Genomic DNA, 18623 nt, shown 5'->3' with positions numbered 1-18623 from the left:
CGGCGATCAGGGCGTGCGTTCGCTCAGCAGCCAACGCACCCCACAGGAGCAGTCGTGAGGAGACACAGACGGCCGTTGCCAGCCACCGCACGCCCCGTTGGGTACGACACCAGAGTTCGTCCGCCTGAATCTGCCCGAGATGTAACTGGCCCTGACAGACGAGGTACTCGTGAACACGCTGCGCGTGTTCACCGGCTTTCCTCACCCAGTCGGCCAGTGTGCGTTCGTCGATCTTGAAGGCCATGACCACTGCTGGGATGGGGCATCCGAAGGTGAGGAGGGTCAGGACCAGCTGGACGATGTTCGGATCGATCTTGATACGGTAGAGCGGTGTGCCGTACGTCGCGTGACAGCGATGACAGCGGTATCGAGCGTCGCAACGGGAATGAACGCCCACCCGGGTGGGCGACGGGCAATGTGGGCATCGGGGCGTATCATCAGTGCATCGGGAAGAGGGAGTTGGCTGCATACCACTCCATCTTCCCGATCTCGTTGCTCATCACTCCACGCTGTCCTGTGATCCTGCCCCCTCTTGACTGGCCACCTCTTTTTTGATGGGCAGTCTAGATACTTTTGAACACTTTCCTCTTAAAGATGATAAAAAAGGTCAATTATTGGAGGTGAAGTCTTGTCTGCTGCTCTGCTCCCCGTCCTTTCCAGCCCTGACACTACCCCCCGTGGGCGCACGCTGATCGTCGTCGGGCACGGCTCCCACCTGAATGCCGACTCCGCGCAGGCTGCGTGTGCCCACGCCCGCAGCCTGCGCGCAAGCGGCCAGTTCGAGGAAGTGCTGGAAGCGTACTGGAAGGAAGAACCCTCGCTGCGCCAGGCCCTGCGCACCGCCCGTTACCGCGAAGTCACGGTGCTGCCGGCCTTCATCAGCGAGGGATACTTCACCGAGCAGGTCATTCCGCGTGAACTGGGCCTCGACCACCAGGGCCGCGTGCCAGCCGGCGGCGTCACCCAACAGGTGAACGGCAAGACCGTGCATTACACGCGGCCTTACGGCGTTCACCCGGCCATGACGGACGTGCTGCTGTCCCGCGCGCGCGAGGTCTGTCCCGAGTGGGATGCGCAGACCACGGCGCTGGTGGTGCTGGGCCACGGCACGCGCCGCAACGCCCGCAGCCGCGAAGCCATCGAGAACGCCGCACAGACGCTGGCGGCGACGGGCCTCTTTGCCAGAGCCGTGGCCCTGTACCTGGACGAACCGCCGCACGCCACGAGCTGGCCGGAATTCACGGGTGACCTGGACGTGATTATGGTTCCTTTCTTCGCCTCGGAAGGCTGGCACACCCAGGAAACCATTCCCGCGGAACTGGGCTTGAGTGGCCCGGTCAGCCGGATCGGGGGCAGGCAGGTCTATTACGCCCGGCCGGTCGGGACGCACCCGGACGTGAAAAGCGCCTTGCTGCAACTGGTGCGCGAAGCGGGAGGCACAGCGCCGGGCACGGTGGATGAAGCTCACGCCCGCGCCTGGAACAGGCTGGAAAAAGCGGCGTCGGCGGGGCTGACGGTCGGTGAATTGAGAATCGAGCCATTCCCGGATGGATTTTTTGACCTGCGGAATACGGCAGATGTGGAAAGAAACGACCTGAGGGTGCTGTGGGTGGATGAACTGAACGCCGTCACAGGTCGGGACGACGCGGGAGCGCACCGGCCGATTCGCACGCGGGCGGGGTTACCGCAAGGCTGGCGGGCGAACGTTTCGCGGGTGGATCTGCGCCGCGCCCTGCACGCGGTTTACCCCACGCTGACCGAAGAAGCCTCTGCGTTCGAGGAAGGAGCGTTGAGGGTCACGCCCTGGCACGAGACGGCGGCGCGCCAGAGCGGCCTGTACCGCCGGGTACAGCGCGCCACGCCGCCGCAGCTTCAGTCGGCGCGCGAAACCATCTGTTCCGGGTGTCTGCGCACGCCGTTGTGGGCCGGAGAACACCTTTCCACCACCTTCCTGAACGGCCACCCCCGGAACCTGCCCTGCGCGGAAGCCTGCACGCTCCTCGTTTCTGAAGTCGCTCACCTGCTGGAGGAACCTCACCCATGACCCACGCTTCCCTTTCGGCCCCTTTCGTTTCCCTGGTGGGCGCGGGGCCGGGCGATCCGGGCCTGTTGACCTTGCGCGCGGCCGAGCGGCTGCGTGAAGCGGACGTGGTGCTGTACGACGCGCTGGCGAACCCGGAGCTGCTGCACCTTTGCCCGCAGGCAGAATTGCTGGACGTGGGCAAGCGGGGGTTTTTGCCTTCCATGTCGCAGCAGGACATCAACGCGCTGATGGTGCACAAGGCGCTGGAGAACGGTGGGCAGCGCGTGGTGAGGTTGAAGGGCGGTGATCCGTTCGTGTTCGGGCGCGGCGGCGAGGAAGCCCTGGCCTGCGCGGCGGCCGGCGTGCCGTGCGAGGTCGTGCCGGGCATCAGCAGCGCGGTGGCGGCGGCGGCCTACGCGGGGATTCCGGTGACCCACCGGGGCGTGGCGCGGTCGTTCGCGGTGCTGACAGGCACGGATCAGCACGGATCAGCCGCCTACGCGGGCCTCAGCGGCGTGGACACGCTGGTGTTCCTGATGGCGGTCAAGCACCTGGAACGCATCGCCGCTGACCTGATCGCGGCGGGGCGTGACCCACGGACGCCGGCCGCCACCATTCAGTGGGCCAGCACGCCGCAGCAGCGGGTGGTAACCGGCACCCTGGCCGACATTGCCGCCGTGGTGCGCGGGGCGGGGGTGGGCGCGCCCGCCGTGACGGTGGTGGGCGAGGTGGTGCGCCTGCACGAGTCCCTGAACTGGTTCGTGCCGCAGGCGCTGCCGCTCTCGGGCGTGCAGGTGGCGGTCACGCGCACCCGGGCTGGCACAGGCAGCGCCCTGGCGGGGCTCCTGGCAGCACGTGGGGCGCAGGTGAGCGAGATTCCCCTGCTGCGCTTCACGCCCACCGGGAAGCGGCGTGAGGTGGTCGGGGCCCTGAGCGGGTTTGACGGCTGGCTGGCCTTCACCAGTGAGCAGGCCGTCTCGGCGCTGCTGGACACCCTGCTGGCCGAGGGCCGGGATTTGCGCCTGCTGGCCGGGGCGAAGATCGCGGCGGCGGGCTCAGGCACGGCGCGGGCCCTGCGTGAGCGCGGGCTGCGGGCGGATTTCGTGCCGGAGTGTTCCGGGTCGGCGCACCTGGGGGCCACCTTGCCTGCCGGGGCGGGCGAGCTGGTGCTGCAGGTCGGCTCGCAGGAACTGGAAACCGATCTGGCACAGGCGCTGCTGGCGCGGGGCATCGAGTACCACCTGATCGAGGCTTTCCGGGTGGAGGCGGCCGAGCTGAGCGCGGAGCACCGGGCGAACCTGGCGGCGGCGCAGGTGGTGACGCTGGCGTCTTCCGCCGGGGCGCGGGGGCTGGCGCAGGTGGCGGGCACCGGCTTCACGGCGGCGGTGATCGGGCCGCAGACCGAACGCGCGGCGCGGGCGGCGGGGTTCACGCGGCTGGTCACGGCGCAGGAGGCGACGCTGGAGGGCCTGACTGACGCGGTGCAGCGCGCCTGGGGACGCGGCGCGTAAAAAGCGTCCTGTGAGCCAGCGGGAACACCATCAGTTCGATCACTCCACGTCCGGAATGCCTTCTGTCCCCTTCTCTCCACTCGCCCCTTCCCGGTGATTTCCTCACTGAGGGGCCAGCAGCCCTGTCAGGCAGTTTGGCCTGTAGCGAATCTAGACGTGTCAGAACAGTCTGCAATTATTGACTTGTTTTATCCACCATAGAAGATTACCTTTTTCATCAATAAGAAGATCAGTTGCCGGCGACCCCTCGCCCCACCCTCTTTTCATGCCCCACGGAGCACCCCGCATGTCCGATATCGAGACCCTGAAAAAAGAACTCCCCCCCTTCGAGATCTTCGACCTGATTCCCCAGTACGCCGCCGCCGGTCAGATCGACCCCGAGAAAATCGACCTGCTGAAGTGGGCAGGCGTGTACCCCCAGCGCCCCCAGGAAGACGGTTACCTGATGATGCGCGTGAAGGTGCCCACCGCCGAACTGCACGCCGATGCCCTGCGCGTCATCGCCGGAATTTCAGAGGATTTCGGGCGCGGCCTGCTGGACGTCACGGACCGCCAGGCCTTCCAGTTCCACTGGCTGCGCATTGGGGACATCCCCGAGATTCTGAACCGGCTGGACACCGTGGGCCTGCACACCCGTGGCGCCTGCGGGGACACCGTGCGGGCCGTGATCGCCTCGCCACTGGCCGGCCTGGACGCCCGCGAGAAAATCGACGTGCGCCCCCTTGCCCGCAGCATGGAAGGCACGCTGAGCGGCAACAAGGATTTCGAGGACCTGCCGCGCAAGTTCAAGATCAGCCTGACCGGGGCGCCCGAACTGGAAGGCATTCACCTGATCAACGACATCGGGTTCCTGGCGCATGACGTTGAGGGCCCGGATGGTCAGAAGGAAGTGGGCTTCGACGTGTGGGTGGGCGGTGGCCTGGGCGCGGTGGCTCACCTGGCGCAGCGTCTGGGCGTGTTCATCACCCCCGGAGAGGTGGTGGAGGTCGGGCGCGCCATCACGGCGGCGTACCGCGATCACGGCTACCGCGTGAACCGCAAGAAAAGCCGCCTGAAGTACCTCATCAAGGACATGGGGGCCGAGAAATTTCGTGAACTGGTAGAAACCGAGTACCTGGGCCGCCCGCTCCGTTCCGGGCCGCCCGCCCCGGTGGCCCGCTTTGGCGGCAGTGACGTGCTGGGCGTGAATCCCCAGAAGGACGGGCTGAACTACGTGGTGCTGACGACCACCGTGGGCCGCATCGATCCGGAGAAGGCCCGCAAACTGGCCGACCTGGCCGAGCGCTACGGCAACGGGTTCCTGCGCACCACCGCCTTCCAGAACATGATGATTCCGCACGTGAAAACAGAGCACGTGGACGCTCTGGTGGCCGAGTTGCAGGCGCTGGAACTCGCACCCAAAGCCACGCTGCGCGGCACCACCATCGCCTGCACCGGCACGCAGTTCTGCCGCCTGGCGCAGACCGAAACGAAAGCGCGGGTGGCGGGCATGATCGACGTGCTCGAACCGCTGCACACCGACCTGGACGTGCCGTTCGTGATCAACCTGACCGGGTGCAGCAACGCCTGCACGCGCTATCAGGTGGCCGACCTGGGTTTCATGGGCGCGCTGAGAGGTGATGAGGAGGTGTATAACGTTCACCTGGCCGGCAGCATCGGGCAGGCGCAGCGCACCGGAACCAAGTTGAAGGGAATTGTGCCCGCCGAGCGGCTGACTGAGTACACCGACAGGGTTCTCCGCGACTTCAAAGCCAACAAGGCGCCGGGCGAGAGTTTCGTGGAGTACGCCGACCGCCTGGGCCACGGGCACTTCACGCCGGACGCCGTGCTGGGCGGTCACCCTGAACTGGTGGGCGCATGACCGCCACCGCCCCGAAACCTACCGTGCAGACTGGCCGCGTGGTGTGGTTCACCGGCCTGAGCGGGGCGGGCAAAAGCACCCTGGCCGGCGCCCTGCACGCCGAACTGCTGGCCCGAGGCGTGAACGTGGAACTGCTGGACGGTGACGCCGTGCGCGAGAACCTTTCCAGGGGGCTGGGCTTTACCCGCGAAGACCGCGACATCAACGTCCGCCGCATCGGGTTCGTGGCCGAACTGCTGGCCAGACACGGGGTAACGGTGCTGGTCAGCGCCATCAGTCCTTACGCCGACACCCGCCGGGACGTGCTATCTGGCCTGCCGAACGCACTGGAAGTGTTCGTGGACGCCCCGCTGGAAGTCGTGACGCAGCGCGACGTGAAGGGCCTGTACCTGAAGGCCCTGGCCGGCGAGATTCCACATTTCACGGGTGTCAGCGACCCCTACGAGGCCCCCGAAGCCCCGGGGCTGCACCTGCGCACGGACCGCCTCAGCGTGCAGGAGGGTGTAGCCGAACTTCTCAGGGCGCTGGGGGAAGCATGACCGCTGTGCAGAACAGCCCCGCGTTTACCCCGGACAGCGACCCGCTGGACGTGGTGCGCTGGGCGCTGGCGGCGCACCCGGACCTGCTGATGCCCAGCGCCTTTAACCTGAACGGCGTGGTACTGCTTGACCTGGCGGTGCGGGCGGGGTACACCGGCGAGGTCGTCTTCGTGGACACGGGCTTTCACTTTCCCGAAACGCTGGCGACCCGTGAGCGGCTGGCGGCGCGCTACCCGGAGTTGACGTTCGTGACCCTGAACGCCGGGGCGCACCCGGACGACGGGCAGACCGCGCCGGAACTGCACCGGACTGGCCCGGACGCCTGCTGCGCCGCCAGGAAAGTGCAGCCGCTTCAGGCTTACCTGCGCCAGAAGCAGCCGTCTGCGCTGCTCAATGCCCGCAGCCGGGATCAGGCCAGCACCCGCGCCGACATTCCTTTCGTGGAAGCGGGCGCGCGGGTAAAGGTCAACCCCCTGGCCCACTGGACGCGCGAACAGCTTGAAGCGTATGCCAGTGAACACGACCTGCCGGTGAACCCCCTGTACTTCGACGGGTTTCTGTCGGTCGGGTGCTGGCCCTGCACGCGGGCGGTGCATCCCGGCGAGGACGCCCGCGCGGGACGCTGGGCCGGGCAGGGCAAGACCGAGTGTGGCCTGTGGGCCGGGGCAGGCCGCTTATGAGCAGGAGGCCAGCTATGAGCGGCAAGCGATGTCATGGGCGGCACTGAAGACCGACGTTTTCCTCACGACCAACTCCTGACCTTCAACCACCCTGAACTTCAACCACATAGCGGAGCTTGACCATGCCAACCATTACCGACGCCGCCGCCCTCCCCACGCCCCTGGGCGGCACCCTCGTTCGCCGCCTGTGGCAGCCCGGCCAGGACTTCGATCCCGCCGAACTGCGCCACCTGCCTGCCCTGGAACTGGGCGAACGCGCCTTCGCCGACCTGGAAATGATCGCCACGGGCGCTTACTCGCCCCTGCAAGGCTTCGTGAATGAAGCCGATTACCTCAGCATCATCGAGCACCTGCGCCTGGCGGACGGCACGCCCTGGAGTCTGCCCATTACCCTGCCAGTCAGCCACGATGAGGCACAGCGTCTTCACGGCCGCGTGCTGCTGACGCACGCCGGGGAAACGGTCGGTACCCTCGACATCACCGAGAAGTACCCTGCCCGCAAGGTGCTGGAAGCCCGCGAGGTCTACCGCACCGAGGACGAAGCGCACCCCGGCGTGGCCGCCCTGTACGCGCAGGGGGCCGTGAACCTGGCCGGCCCCGTCACGCTGTTCGACGTGCCACGCGGCGCCTTCCCGGCCCAGCACCGCACGCCCGCCGAGGTGCGGCAGGTGATCGAGGCCCGCGGCTGGCGCAGCACTGTGGCCTTCCAGACGCGTAACCCCATCCACCGTGCCCACGAGTACCTGCACAAGGTCGCGCTGGAACTCGTGGACGGTTTGCTGCTGCACCCCCTGGTCGGGCACACGAAGGGCGACGACGTTCCCGCCGACATCCGTATGGAAGCGTACGAAACCCTGCTGGGCCACTACTACCCGCAGGAGCGCACGCTGCTCAGCGTGTACCCCGCCGCCATGCGCTACGCCGGGCCGCGCGAAGCTGTGGTGCACGCCCTGTCGCGCCGCAATTACGGGGCCACGCACTTCATCGTGGGCCGTGACCACGCCGGGGTCGGCAGCTACTACGGCACCTACGACGCGCAGGAGATCTTCAGCGCTTTCACGCCGGAGGAACTCGGCATCCGCATTCTGAAGTTCGAGCACACCTTCTACTGCAAGTCCTGCCACCAGATGGTCAGTCCCCGCACCTGCCCTCACCCCGCCCACCATCACCTGATCCTCAGCGGCACCAGAGTCCGCGAGAAACTGCGGGCCGGGGAACACCTGCCACCGGAATTCACGCGCCCGCAGGTGGCCGAGGTGCTGCGCAGAGGCTACCAGCGCCCCTGACGTCACTGCTCGGTGGCAGGTTAACGAGACGGGAACACAAGGTGCGACGCTCCCGTCTCTGTCCGATGCCGCCTCCGTCGTTTTGCGTGCGCCACCTACATTTGCTGCTCAGTACCATACGGTACGAATGGAAATAGTAAAAACCCCGCACTGGGCGGGGCTTTTCTCTGGTGTACCTGAAGGGATTCGAACCCCTGGCCTTCTGATCCGTAGTTGCTCTGTTGGCTTAGGATGACAGGTGATTACTGGTGTCTCGTTTTTCAATTTCTCGCTCTGCTGGCGGGTCTCCGGCATCATATTGCCAGAACACATTGAACACTTTAGGCCACTGTTGCCCACTCGTTTACGCACGCGATTACGCACGGCATGAAAAAAGCCCCCGCCCAGCCAAAGCTGAAGCGGGGGCAATCGCCTGAAAAGTCCGATAGTGGCCTGTCAGGGCCGGGGGCTTTTCAGCCGGGGCTTGACCCAGGTGTCGTAGGCCCATTGCAGCCCGTTGATGGCGGTGCGGATTGCCCGCGCCGTCAGGTAGGGGCGCAACAGGGCCGGCAGATGCGGGCTGACGTACTGCTGCACCAGCACCGCCAGCACCAGGCTCACCAGGTCATAGGCGGACTGGCCCTTGATCTCAGGCAGCAGGCGGCCCACGACCTCGCTGACGATGTTGCGAATGTCTGGCACCAGCGCCAGCGCCTCGACCATCGTGAGCCTGCCGTCACTCCGCACGGCGTCGATGGCCCGGCGGATCAGGGTGTCCGCGATGCTGAGCACGTCAACCAGCATCCCCGAGAGCTCCGGCGTTCCCACCGGGATTTCACGCGGCGGCACAGGATCGGTCGGGGCCTCGGCGGCCTGGGGACGCAGGCGGGGCACCTCGGTCTTCTGGATGGCGATGCCCTTCTGGGCTTTCTGGCGCAGGATTTCAGCAATGCGCGGGTCGATGTTCTGCGGAAGTGCAGGGATGTTCGTCATGGTGGTTTCTCCTGTGCTAGAGGGCGAAGAAGGGGAAAGTCCGGTCAGCTTTGCGTCTTGTCCAGCACCAGGTCGCCGTTGTTTCGCACCCAGACGCGCAGCCCCTGGTACTGCCACGGGCCGCCCGGTTGCGGGTACAGCAGGCGCAACTGCGAGATCAGTGCGTCAGACAGGGGAACGCCGCCGTAAGGGTCAGGCTTGCCGTTCCATTCCTGCGGGTCGCCCTGCCGGCCTGGAATCGCCAGCAGGACGCGCCCCTGAGCCGGCTGGGCCGCCAGCAGCCGCTTGATGGCCTCCCAGCGCTTCACCCGGTCATCCCAACCGTTGAAGCCGCCGTTGATGCGCCGCGTGATCTCGCGGAAGTTCCCGGCGTCAGCCAGGGCATTCAGGCCCGCCGATGTCCAGTAGGCCGCGGCCACCCGCGCCGCCACGTCAGGCCGCGCCGCCAGGTCGGGCTGCTCGACCAACGGCAGGCCCAGCGTGAACCCGTACCGCTGGTAGTTGTGCCGCCCCGTCAACTGAATGAAGCCCCGGCCCCTGAACCTGTACCCGTCACCCTTCTGGGTGTTGCCGAGGTCACGGCGGCCTTCATAGCGCCGCTGGGCAGCAGTTGGCCCCCAGAGTTCTTCGCTGTACCGGAACCCGCAGGACTCGTGCGCGAGTTGCGCCAAAAACGCCGCCACGCGGGCCGGGGTGGTGATCTGCGCCGCCTGCGCGGCAGTTTGAAGCCCGCTGGCAATCTCGGCGCACCGCGCTTCAGGGAGTTGGGGATTAATGGCCTTAATGAGGCTCGCGGTGATCACGCGGCACCCCCTTCAGAACCTGCGCCATCAGGTACAGGCAGGTCGAAAACGCGAGACACGACACGATGAAGCGCCAGTCGTCACCGGGTGCAGGCTTGCCCGCGAACGCCTCTTTAATCACGCGGTGGGGGTACAGCAGCGCCAGCAGGTAATAAATCACCACGAACGCCCCCGGCACCCAGCGCCAGCGGCTGGGCGAATAGCGGTAGGCCAGCACAGCGGACACCCCCAGGCTGTAGCTGTAAATGAAGTAGAAAATGGCGGCGAGGATAGCGGTATTCACTTCAGTTCCTCCTTTGCGAGGCGCGTCAGCACGCCCTGCAGCACCCACAGCCACGCGCTGAACACGGCGATGCGCAGCGTGGTTGCCAGCGGAATGTCTTTCAGGTCGTTGCCGATGGCCCCCCAGACGCTGCCCACATCGAACGAATTGAGGGCCAGCCAGAGGCCGGTCAGGAGGATCAGCACGCCGGACCAGCCCACCGCCTGGCAGCGGGTCTGACGGCGGCGCAGTAGGTAGGCCCGCACGCTGACCGCGCCCACCCCGCCGAATTGCAACAGCACGGCTATCAACCCCAGCAGGTCATTCAGTTCCCGCATCGGCTCCACCTCCTGGCGGCGGCAAGGGCGGGTCGGATGAGGGCGGGTCTTTGTCGTTGTCCTTGTCGTTGTCCTGCTTCTGCAGGGTGAGCGCCGTGAACAGGCCGCCCAGGATGGTGGCCAGGACGCCAGCCGCCTCTTTGTCGAACACGTTCGTGATGAGCAGCTTCGCGAACAGCGCGACCAGGCACAGGCTGACGGCAACGGTGATGATGAGTAGGGGGACTTTCATGGGCCTCCATCGGCTTCACCTGCCTTGAATAGGGACGTTGAATTGAGAGCCGGTGAGCGCTTCCCACAGCACCGTGCGGTAACGCGGCTGGGCCAGCCAGACCAGCGCGGGGCGCTGTTTCGTGAGCGTTTCGGTGGAGCCGGTGGCGCGACTTCCTGGGCCGCCGTACTGGCCCAGCCGGATGCGGGCGATGCCGCTCTCTGGGCAGGGCAGATCCTTGCGAATCCGCACGAGCAGACTGCCCAGCTCACTGCCAAAGCGCGGGGTGTAGATGGCTTCCACGCGGCACCTGGGCGGCGGGGACGGCTCAGGCGCAGCGCGGGCCACAGGCAGCAGCAGCGCCGCGCAGAGCAGGAGAAGGGAGAACGGCGGCCTCATGCCTCTCAGCGTGGCAGGGGGCATGACACCCGGCGGAATGAACAGGTTCAGGCGCATAGCCCTCCTCTCCCGGCTGGCAAGAGGGTGGCCCTGCACGCCGGGAATGCAGGGCCAGAAAAAACCCCGCCTGGAAGCGGGGCAACGGGTCACTTTGGGGGAGCGGGGGGTGCGTTGGGCATGGGGGACTGCATGGAATGGAAAAACCGCCCGTGTGGGGCGGTCAGGTCAGCAGGGGCTGGTCATTCCGGTCACTTCAGCGCATGAATGGTGACGGCCTCTACCTGCGGGGCAAGGTCATTGGACGCCACCGGCCACTCCAGCACCAGGCGTTTGAGCGTCCCCAGATCCCTGGGGAGCCTCAGCGCGTATCCCGGCATGGCCATGGCCTTGTTTCCCTCACGTCTGAGCGTCACCGTGCGCTGACCGCCTGTTCCCTCGACGGTCACACGGGGGGACAGGGCAGTGGCTTTCGAGAGCCGCACCTGCACGAACGCCTGGGCGGGCAGTGGGCCGAGGTCATACGCCGCCTTGACCTGCTTGAAGGGACGCTGTTGCAGCACCTGGGTGGGCGGGGCGCCTGGAAATTCCGTCAGGGAGAGCAGCGGGATCAGCTGATCGAAGAACAGGGCGGTGGCAGCCTGGTGATCCCGGGCGAAATCCGCGATGGGCATCTCCCAGACGATCAGGGGCGGCAGGGGCTCACCCAGGTGCTGCGCCAGGTACTCCAGCCAACTGCCCTGTGAGCCGCTGCTGAACGCCTCATTCTGCACGGCCACCCCCAGGTCGGCGCTCAGCCACTGCTCAAACCCGTAACTGGGCAGCGCCTGGGCGTCGTTCACGCGGGCGCTGCGCGAGAACGAGCTGCCGAACAGAAGAACGGGGAGCGCCGCCTCGTCCAGCAGCCCCTGTTCCGGCAGGCCCACCGTCACGCTCTGAAAGGTCTTTTCCAGCGGCCACACCGGCGGGCAGACGGTGTCCGCCAGGGCGGCGTGGCTGCCGGTGAACTCGACGGTTCCCTGAAAGGTGGGAGGAGGCAGCGGGGCCGGGTTCCCGAGCCTCTGCAAGGTCAGCGGCGTCAGGAGCGGCCGGATGCCGGCGGCGGCCAGTTCAGCCCCGCGAGCCGTCCAGTGGTGGTCGGTCTTGAAGTAGGGCGTCTCTCCCGAGTTCAGGTAGAGCGACAGGACATCCAGGGTGGGGATGCCCGCGGCCCGGAAGGTGTTCGTGACGCTCCAGTACCCCTGGCGGGCTTTCAATGGCTCGAAGCCCAGCAGCTGAGGTGAGCCGCTGTTGCCCGGGGGCACGACCAGCAGGGCCTTCCAGGGCACCGGAACCGCCACCAGGCTGCTGTTCAGGCGCGTCAGGCGCCGGGCCATGTCCTGCAGGTCGGCCCGGAAGGCGCGGGCGTCAAAGTCCTGTTGCAGGGTGGTGGCGGTAAAGAGGCGCCCCCGGCCGTCAGTCACGAGGGTTTTCAACTCGGTTCTGGCGGCGGGACACAGCTGCGGCGCCTGGGCACGCCCGACCACCACGAACCCGGACAGGCCCACCAGCCCCAGGAGACTGAGCAGCCACGTTACGCGCTTCCACCGCACTGGCTGAGTATAGCGACCGGCGCGCTGGCCAGGCGCTCCCGCGGCGCGGGTCAGGTCAATTTCAGCTCACCCGCTAGAATGCGAAGGCCATGAAACGAGCCCTGACGCTGACTGCCCTGACCCTCCTGACCGCCGCCGCCGCCCAGGAAGGCCTGTACGATCCTGCGCCGCCCGCCAACAGTGCGTTCGTGCGGGTGCTGAACACCCCCACTGGCACCGTCGCCGGCAAGGCCGTCACCGCCGAGAAGGCCGCCGCCAGTGCCTACGTGATCGTCCCGCAGGGGGACTTCGAGGCCAAACTCGGCACCACCGCCGGGAAACTGAAGGTCGAGGCCGGCAACTTCTACTCCGTCATGGTCAGCGGGGGCAAACTCGTGCTGCTCAAAGACCAGGCCGCCGACAACCGCGCCAAGGCCCTGCTCACCGTGTACAACCTCACGAAGGCCCCCCTCGACCTCAAAACCGCCGACGGCAAGACCACTGTGGTGAAAGACGTGAAGCCCGGGGAAAGCGGCAGCCGCGCCGTGAACGGCATCACCGTCGACCTCGCGGCCTTCGCGGGCAGCAAGGCCCTGGGCACCGTGAAGAAAGTCAAGCTGGAACGCGGCAACGCCTACGCCCTGGTCGTCACCGACAGCGGCATGACCCTCACCCAGAGCACCACCAAGACGAAGTAAGGCCGGGGCTGAAACGTGGTTTTCAGCTCTAACGTCTTTCTCTTTCTGTTCCTCCCCCTCTTCCTGATCGTCTACTACCTGCTGCCGTTCAAGTGGCGCAGCGGGTGGATTCTGGCGGGCAGTTACGCGCTGTACGCCTGGTGGCGGGTGGACTTCCTGTGGCTGCTGATCGCCATTACCGGGGCCGCCTACGTGTACGGCCTGGTGCTGGAAAAGCAGCCCGACGGCCGGGGGCGCATGTGGACGATGATCAGCGCCATGGTGCTGAATCTGGGCGCGCTGGCGTACTTCAAATACGCCAACTTCGGCATCGAGAGCTTCAACGCCATCACGCAGACGCTGGGTATGCAGCCGTTCGCCTGGACACCCATCCTGCTGCCGATCGGCCTGTCGTTTTTCATCTTCCACGCGATCAGCTACATCATCGACGTGTACCGCCGCGAGGAACCCCCCACCCACAACCCGCTGGATTTCGCGGCGTTCATCGCTTTGTTCCCGCATCTGATCGCCGGGCCGGTGCTGAAGTACAACCTGCTGGCCGACCAGTTCCGCAGCCGCACCCACAGCCTGGAGAAGTTCAGCTATGGGGCCACGCGCTTCATGACCGGCTTCGCCAAGAAGGTGCTGCTGGCCGATACCATCGCCCCGCTCGTGACCGCCACCTTCCACCAGCCCAACCCCACCTTCACCGACGCCTGGCTGGGCGCGGCAGCCTACACCCTGCAGCTGTACTTCGACTTCTCGGGGTACTCGGACATGGCCATTGGCCTGGCGGCCATGATGGGCTTCAAGTTCCCGGAGAACTTCAACCACCCGTACATCTCGCGCAGCATCACCGAGTTCTGGCGCCGCTGGCACATGAGCCTCTCGGGGTGGTTGCAGCAATATCTCTACATCAGCCTGGGCGGCAGCCGCAAGGGCAAGGCCCGGACGTATTTCAACAAGTGGATCACCATGGTGCTGGGCGGGCTGTGGCACGGCGCCAACTGGACGTTCGTGCTGTGGGGTCTGTGGCACGGCACCATCTTGGCCATCGAACTGTGGATGAAGGAAAAACTGGGCCGCAAACCCTTGACCGCCTGGCTGACCATTCCCGGCACCATGCTGCTGGTGATGATCGGCTGGGTGATGTTCCGCGCCGACCACGTGCAAGACGCCTTCCGGATGTACAAGGGCATGCTGGGCCTGAACGGCTTCGGGCTGTCGGACACGCTGGCCTGGCAGGTCAAACCCAGCGTGCTGATCACTATGGTCATCGCCACCGCCATCGTGTACCTCGCCCCGTGGTGGGGCGCTCGCATGGGGGACGTGGGCGGCAAGCTCCTGCGCCCCGGCCCGGTGGTGCTGGCGACGGTGGCCCTGCTGCCGCTGTTCGTGCTGGCCATCATGAAACTGAGCGCGCAATCTTACACCCCCTTCCTTTACTTCCAGTTTTGAGGTACTGATGACGAAAGACCGCGAAGAACATCAGCATCACCTCAAGGCCGAGGGGCTGAAAGACAACATCGACAACCACGACACGCCAAAGGTGCTGCACTGGTTGCCGGCAGCCTTCCTGCTGGGCGTCATTGGCGTGGGGGCCGTGGCCACCCTGCTCACACCCAGCGTGCGGCAGTGGCCCAGCGGCAAGGCCATCCTGACCGGCGAGGCCATGCTCGACTACGAGAAAAACAACCTCGACGCGAAGGTGCCGTGGCGCGATCCGAGCGTGAACCTGTGGGGCGGGCTGAACTACAAACTCTTCGGGGAAGCCCGCGACGGCGCGGTGGTGGGAAAGAATGGCTGGCTCTTCACCACTGAAGAATTCCAGACCAGCAAGGGCGACGCGGCGGAAATCCAGAGCAAACTGGCCTACATCCAGCAGGTCAGGGACGAATTGAAGAAGGACGGGGCGGCCCTCGTGGTGGCCCTGATTCCCAGCAAGGCCAGAATTCACGCCGGGGAACTCGGCCATGTCCGTGTCCCTGCCGTCAACGCCCCTGTTTACCCGTCATTCCGCCAGCAGCTGGAGCAGGCGGGCATCCCCACGCCTGACCTGGCGGCCGCGTTCCAGCAGGCCAGCAAACCGGAAGCCCCGGTGTTCCTGCGTACCGACACGCACTGGACGCCCTTCGGTGCTGTGGTGGCCGCGCAGACCCTCGCGCCCGCCGTGAAGGGGCTGAACCTCGACCTGCCGCCCGCCGAGTTCAGTGCCGGGGCCAAACCTGTCGTGAAGCGGAAGGGTGACTTGCTCCGGTACATTCCTGTCCCAGACGGTCAGGGGCCAGCGCCGGACACCGTACAGGAACCCGAGTACACCCGCACGGACGAGGGAGGTGGGGGACTCCTGGGAGACGAAACGTTAGCGGTCACATTGGTGGGCACCTCCTACAGCGCCGAAACGAAAGACAACGTGTGGCACTTCTCGGAGGCGCTCGGCCGCGAACTCGGTACTGAAGTGCTGAACGCCGCGCAGGAAGGCAAAGGCCCCACCCTGCCCATGCGCGAGTACCTGAAAAGCCAGGACAGAAAAGACAATCCCCCACAGGTGGTCGTGTGGGAAATTCCGGAACGGTTTTTGCGGGTGGCGTATCCTCTGGACAAATGACCTGAGTCCAACAATCGTCCTTCACAATGGCGTCATGAAACTTCTTGGGCATCACGTCACCAGCGTCACCGTGGAGATTGACGGCATTCACCACCAGTTGACCCACAAGCTCCGCCACTACTACAAGCCGCTCGGGCTGCTGCTGCGCACCGAGGTGCAGCGCTGGTCACTGGATGACCTGCAAAGTGTTCGCCTGGAACGCCCCACCCTGCCGCGCGTGTTCACGCCGCTCGGCCCCTGGAGAATCGTCGAGAAGAAGTGACCCCCTTCCCCCCGTCACAGGCAAAAGTTCAGGCCGCCAGGAAGAACCCGCCGCCCCCCCGCCAGAAGGGTTACGTTATGAACATGAAATCCCTCCTCCTTTTCCTGGCTCTCAGCGGCGGCGCCCTGGCGACCACCCTGGTTCCAGACGCCACCAACCTCTGGTACAACGCGCCGCAGGCCGTCAACATTGCCGGAACCACCCACTTCACGTACGTCAACAACAATGGGCAGCTCTACGTCCAGTCGCTGCAACGTGACGGCTCGCTGACCCCTCCAGTCCTGCTGCATGACTGGAAGCAAATAGATGACCATGACAGTCCGGTTCTGGTGCAGATGAAGGCCGGGAAGTACAAAGACCATTACGTGGCTGTCTATGCCCGTCACAACAGCGACCTGATGCTGCGGATCTCCCTGCGGCCGAATGACCTGACCCAGTGGCAGCCCGCCGTGAAACTTCAAGAAAACGCCACCTACCCGCAGGTCTATGTCGGCCCGGATGAACGGCTCTACATTTTCTTCAGGCGCTACAGGGCCGGTGATCTCGGCCTCAAACTCATGACCGTGCCCGGTGACCTCGATCTCGGCCGGCGCGAAGAACGCATGGTCGTCCGGTTTCCCAAGGACAGCGTCGTCTACTTCACCACCACCTACCGTGACGGCCGCTTCGGGCTGGCCTGGAATTACTACAACTATGTCCTGAAAAAACACCAGTTCCTGCATGTCGCCGTGTCCGACACGCGCGGGATCACGTGGAGCACCCCGGAAGGGCAGGCCATTCCCAACCTCAACACCCACCCCCCGGTCTACACCCAGCCGGACGACCTTCAGCTGAGGGCCTGGCACATGCAGCTCACTGCGGAAGGAAAACCCATCGTGGGGTTCATGCAGTACGACCGGGAATTTATTCCCTGTTGCGGCCAGGAGGGCGCGAACCTTGGCCATTCACAGGTCATGCTGTATGACGGTCACGTCCAGCAGATCGACCAGGCGGACGTCACCTTTTACCCCAGCGGTCTTTTCGTCGATGCCGATCGCCGGCGGGTGGTGTACGCGAAGCGCGAAAATGACACCTACCAGCTCAGGGCCTTCAACCTGACCGACCGCACGTCCTGCGCCTTCCTGAAGTCCAGCCGCCCGTTGACCTGGCCGCGTTTTGTCGAGCAGTCGAGCGGTGATCTGATCGCCACATTCATCGACTGGTACCGGGATTTGAACGATTTCAGGACAGACCTCCTGATCGTGCCTGCCGGGCAACAGACCTGCCAGTGACCTCCAACCAAACGCCCCCAGCGCAGGCCGGGGGCGTTTGCAGTTCAAAATCACTTCAGGGCTGCGGAATGGACACGTCTCCTTGCCCCAGGTCATGGCTGAAGCGGTTTGCCCACTCCAGGTACACGGGCTTCTTCGTCAACGAGTACAGCGCCAGCAGCTGGTAAATGTGCACTGTCTGGTAGGGGTACTGAATCAGCTGAATGCGCGGGGCCACCAGCCCGTCCGTCAGGTGCCCCAGGTCATAGGCCGAGTACCCGCCCAGCTCGAAGTACGGCAGGGCGCGTTCCAGGCTGTAGGCCCCACACCTGAACAGCCGTTCGGCGGTTCGCCCGGTGCTGGTCTTGTCTACCTGACTCCAGTCGTAGAGTCCCAGCACCGTGAACACGTGGCCGTTGAACACGTGGCTGGGTTTCGATTCCTTGTCCTGCGGGTATTCCTCGAACCAGAGGTAGCGCCCCAGCGACGGGTCGATGTTCCCCAGACTGCTCACCGATCCCCCACGGGTCACGGGCAGGCTCAGGAACGCCAGCGCTTTGCGCCCGGCCGTCAGGTACTTCTCGTCTTTCGTCAGGTCGTACGCCCGCGCGAACACGCTCATGGCCTGTCCCTGAGACATGGCCGACACCCACCCCTTCGCGTACTCCGTGAAGTTCCGGGGGGCCTTGTACGGGTACGGCATCACCATCGCCCCACGCCCGTCCTGCTGCGCCAGCATGGCGTCGACGTGCTTCAGGAAGGTGGTCTTGTTCACCTCCTGGCGGTCTTTCAGGTAGCGCCCGTAGTACTTCAGGGCGTTCTGGGCAATGGTGTTGGGGTTGCGGTAGTACACCCCCTTGTACTTCACCACGGGGATGTCTTCTTTGTCGAGGCTGATGTAATCCCAGCGTTCCACGACCCCCTGACCACTGAAGCCCAGGTAATCGCCGTTCCAGGTGTGCCCCCCTGGGGTGACGTAGGTTTTCCACTCGCTCGGCTGGGCTTTGAAGCGTTCCAGGGCCTGCTTCACCGGGGTGGCAAATTTCGTGCCAGGGTTCCATTCGGGCCACTGGTCGGTGGCGGCGGGACTGACCGCGCAGGTGGTGGCGGTGGGGATGGCCTGGGCGGCGGCCAGCGGAGCGAGCGGGACGAGGCAGAGGGGAATGAGCAGGGTGATTTTCATGGGGCTACTCCGTACTTGCGAACTTGGACTTGCAGACTGCCTTTAGCATCTGCGGGGGCTTTCACCAATGGTTCGTGCAGTTTTGAGGTCACAAAGAAAGACCCACCGAAAATGGGGCTGTGAACACACCGCTTCCAATGGGTCTAATGGCTATCCTACAGTACGTTCTCAGCGCGGTCCCGCTGCGCAA

At 65.4% G+C, this 18623-nt stretch carries 20 protein-coding genes; 11 read left to right on the top strand and 9 right to left on the bottom strand.

All coding sequences use genetic code 11. From position 1 onward, the window contains the following. A partial coding sequence (locus E5Z01_RS19820; protein ID WP_205750509.1) for a hypothetical protein occupies positions 1-244 on the bottom strand: 244 nt, incomplete at its 3' end. Between the two features lie 384 nt (positions 245-628). Between E5Z01_RS19820 and E5Z01_RS17470 the strand changes: the two genes are divergently transcribed. The 6 genes from E5Z01_RS17470 (at position 629) to sat (ending at position 7900) form a co-directional block, all read left to right on the top strand. Then, positions 629-2044: a CbiX/SirB N-terminal domain-containing protein gene (locus E5Z01_RS17470; protein ID WP_240738541.1), complete on the top strand. Its 1416-nt coding sequence runs from the start codon at positions 629-631 to the stop codon at positions 2042-2044. Next, complete coding sequence (gene cobA, locus E5Z01_RS17465) at positions 2041-3534, top strand: uroporphyrinogen-III C-methyltransferase (RefSeq protein ID WP_135230532.1); 1494 nt, start codon at positions 2041-2043, stop codon at positions 3532-3534. The genes E5Z01_RS17470 and cobA overlap by 4 nt, the downstream gene beginning before the upstream one ends. 286 nt (positions 3535-3820) lie before the next feature. After that, positions 3821-5395 carry a nitrite/sulfite reductase gene (locus E5Z01_RS17460; RefSeq protein ID WP_135230534.1) on the top strand — a complete coding sequence of 525 codons (1575 nt, stop codon included), beginning with the start codon at positions 3821-3823 and terminating at the stop codon, positions 5393-5395. Continuing rightward, positions 5392-5934, top strand: coding sequence for an adenylyl-sulfate kinase (gene cysC / locus E5Z01_RS17455; RefSeq protein WP_135230531.1), 543 nt, complete (start codon positions 5392-5394; stop codon positions 5932-5934). The genes E5Z01_RS17460 and cysC overlap by 4 nt, the downstream gene beginning before the upstream one ends. Continuing rightward, positions 5931-6614, top strand: coding sequence for a phosphoadenylyl-sulfate reductase (locus E5Z01_RS17450; RefSeq protein WP_135230530.1), 684 nt, complete (start codon positions 5931-5933; stop codon positions 6612-6614). Before cysC ends, E5Z01_RS17450 begins: the two co-directional genes overlap by 4 nt. Before the next feature lie 122 nt (positions 6615-6736). Further along, entirely contained in the window at positions 6737-7900 is a 1164-nt protein-coding gene (gene sat, locus E5Z01_RS17445; protein ID WP_135230529.1) for a sulfate adenylyltransferase, read from the top strand. A gap of 435 nt (positions 7901-8335) precedes the next feature. Here the strand turns inward: sat and E5Z01_RS17440 are convergent, their stop codons facing one another. From E5Z01_RS17440 to E5Z01_RS17410, 7 genes are all read right to left on the bottom strand, one after another. Beyond that, on the bottom strand, positions 8336-8872 hold the full coding sequence (locus E5Z01_RS17440; RefSeq protein ID WP_135230528.1) for a hypothetical protein: 537 nt from the start codon (positions 8870-8872) through the stop codon (positions 8336-8338). A gap of 44 nt (positions 8873-8916) precedes the next feature. Further along, on the bottom strand, positions 8917-9675 hold the full coding sequence (locus E5Z01_RS17435; protein WP_135230527.1) for a glycoside hydrolase family 19 protein: 759 nt from the start codon (positions 9673-9675) through the stop codon (positions 8917-8919). Next, positions 9653-9958 carry a hypothetical protein gene (locus E5Z01_RS17430; protein WP_135230526.1) on the bottom strand — a complete coding sequence of 102 codons (306 nt, stop codon included), beginning with the start codon at positions 9956-9958 and terminating at the stop codon, positions 9653-9655. Before E5Z01_RS17430 ends, E5Z01_RS17435 begins: the two co-directional genes overlap by 23 nt. Next, on the bottom strand, positions 9955-10275 hold the full coding sequence (locus tag E5Z01_RS17425) for a hypothetical protein (RefSeq protein ID WP_135230525.1): 321 nt from the start codon (positions 10273-10275) through the stop codon (positions 9955-9957). Before E5Z01_RS17425 ends, E5Z01_RS17430 begins: the two co-directional genes overlap by 4 nt. Further along, on the bottom strand, positions 10259-10507 hold the full coding sequence (locus E5Z01_RS17420) for a hypothetical protein (protein WP_135230524.1): 249 nt from the start codon (positions 10505-10507) through the stop codon (positions 10259-10261). The genes E5Z01_RS17425 and E5Z01_RS17420 overlap by 17 nt, the downstream gene beginning before the upstream one ends. Before the next feature lie 15 nt (positions 10508-10522). Beyond that, positions 10523-10942 (bottom strand): hypothetical protein, encoded by a 420-nt coding sequence (locus E5Z01_RS17415; protein WP_135230523.1) that lies wholly within the window; start codon positions 10940-10942, stop codon positions 10523-10525. Positions 10943-11133: 191 nt separating this feature from the next. After that, a complete protein-coding gene (locus E5Z01_RS17410) occupies positions 11134-12474 on the bottom strand; it encodes an alginate O-acetyltransferase AlgX-related protein (RefSeq protein ID WP_167757994.1) in 1341 nt (446 codons plus the stop codon). A gap of 89 nt (positions 12475-12563) precedes the next feature. Here E5Z01_RS17410 and E5Z01_RS17405 point away from each other — a divergent pair, with 89 nt between their 5' ends. The 5 genes from E5Z01_RS17405 to E5Z01_RS17385 all read left to right on the top strand — a co-directional run bounded on the left by E5Z01_RS17405 (position 12564) and on the right by E5Z01_RS17385 (position 17271). Beyond that, positions 12564-13151, top strand: coding sequence for an alginate O-acetyltransferase AlgF (locus E5Z01_RS17405; protein ID WP_135230521.1), 588 nt, complete (start codon positions 12564-12566; stop codon positions 13149-13151). A 15-nt stretch (positions 13152-13166) separates the two neighbouring features. After that, a complete protein-coding gene (locus E5Z01_RS17400) occupies positions 13167-14588 on the top strand; it encodes an MBOAT family O-acyltransferase (RefSeq protein ID WP_135230520.1) in 1422 nt (473 codons plus the stop codon). A gap of 7 nt (positions 14589-14595) precedes the next feature. Continuing rightward, entirely contained in the window at positions 14596-15738 is a 1143-nt protein-coding gene (locus E5Z01_RS17395) for an alginate O-acetyltransferase AlgX-related protein (protein WP_167757993.1), read from the top strand. 34 nt (positions 15739-15772) lie between these two features. After that, a complete protein-coding gene (locus E5Z01_RS17390; protein ID WP_135230519.1) occupies positions 15773-16000 on the top strand; it encodes a hypothetical protein in 228 nt (75 codons plus the stop codon). A gap of 83 nt (positions 16001-16083) precedes the next feature. After that, positions 16084-17271: a BNR-4 repeat-containing protein gene (locus tag E5Z01_RS17385; protein WP_167757992.1), complete on the top strand. Its 1188-nt coding sequence runs from the start codon at positions 16084-16086 to the stop codon at positions 17269-17271. Positions 17272-17326: 55 nt separating this feature from the next. Here the strand turns inward: E5Z01_RS17385 and E5Z01_RS17380 are convergent, their stop codons facing one another. Further along, positions 17327-18433 (bottom strand): D-glucuronyl C5-epimerase family protein, encoded by a 1107-nt coding sequence (locus E5Z01_RS17380; protein WP_135230517.1) that lies wholly within the window; start codon positions 18431-18433, stop codon positions 17327-17329. Positions 18434-18623: the final 190 nt, after the last annotated feature.

The organism is Deinococcus fonticola (genome assembly GCF_004634215.1).
In the GTDB taxonomy this organism is placed as follows: Bacteria; Deinococcota; Deinococci; order Deinococcales; family Deinococcaceae; genus Deinococcus; species Deinococcus fonticola.
This window is presented reverse-complemented; position numbering and strand designations above follow the sequence as displayed.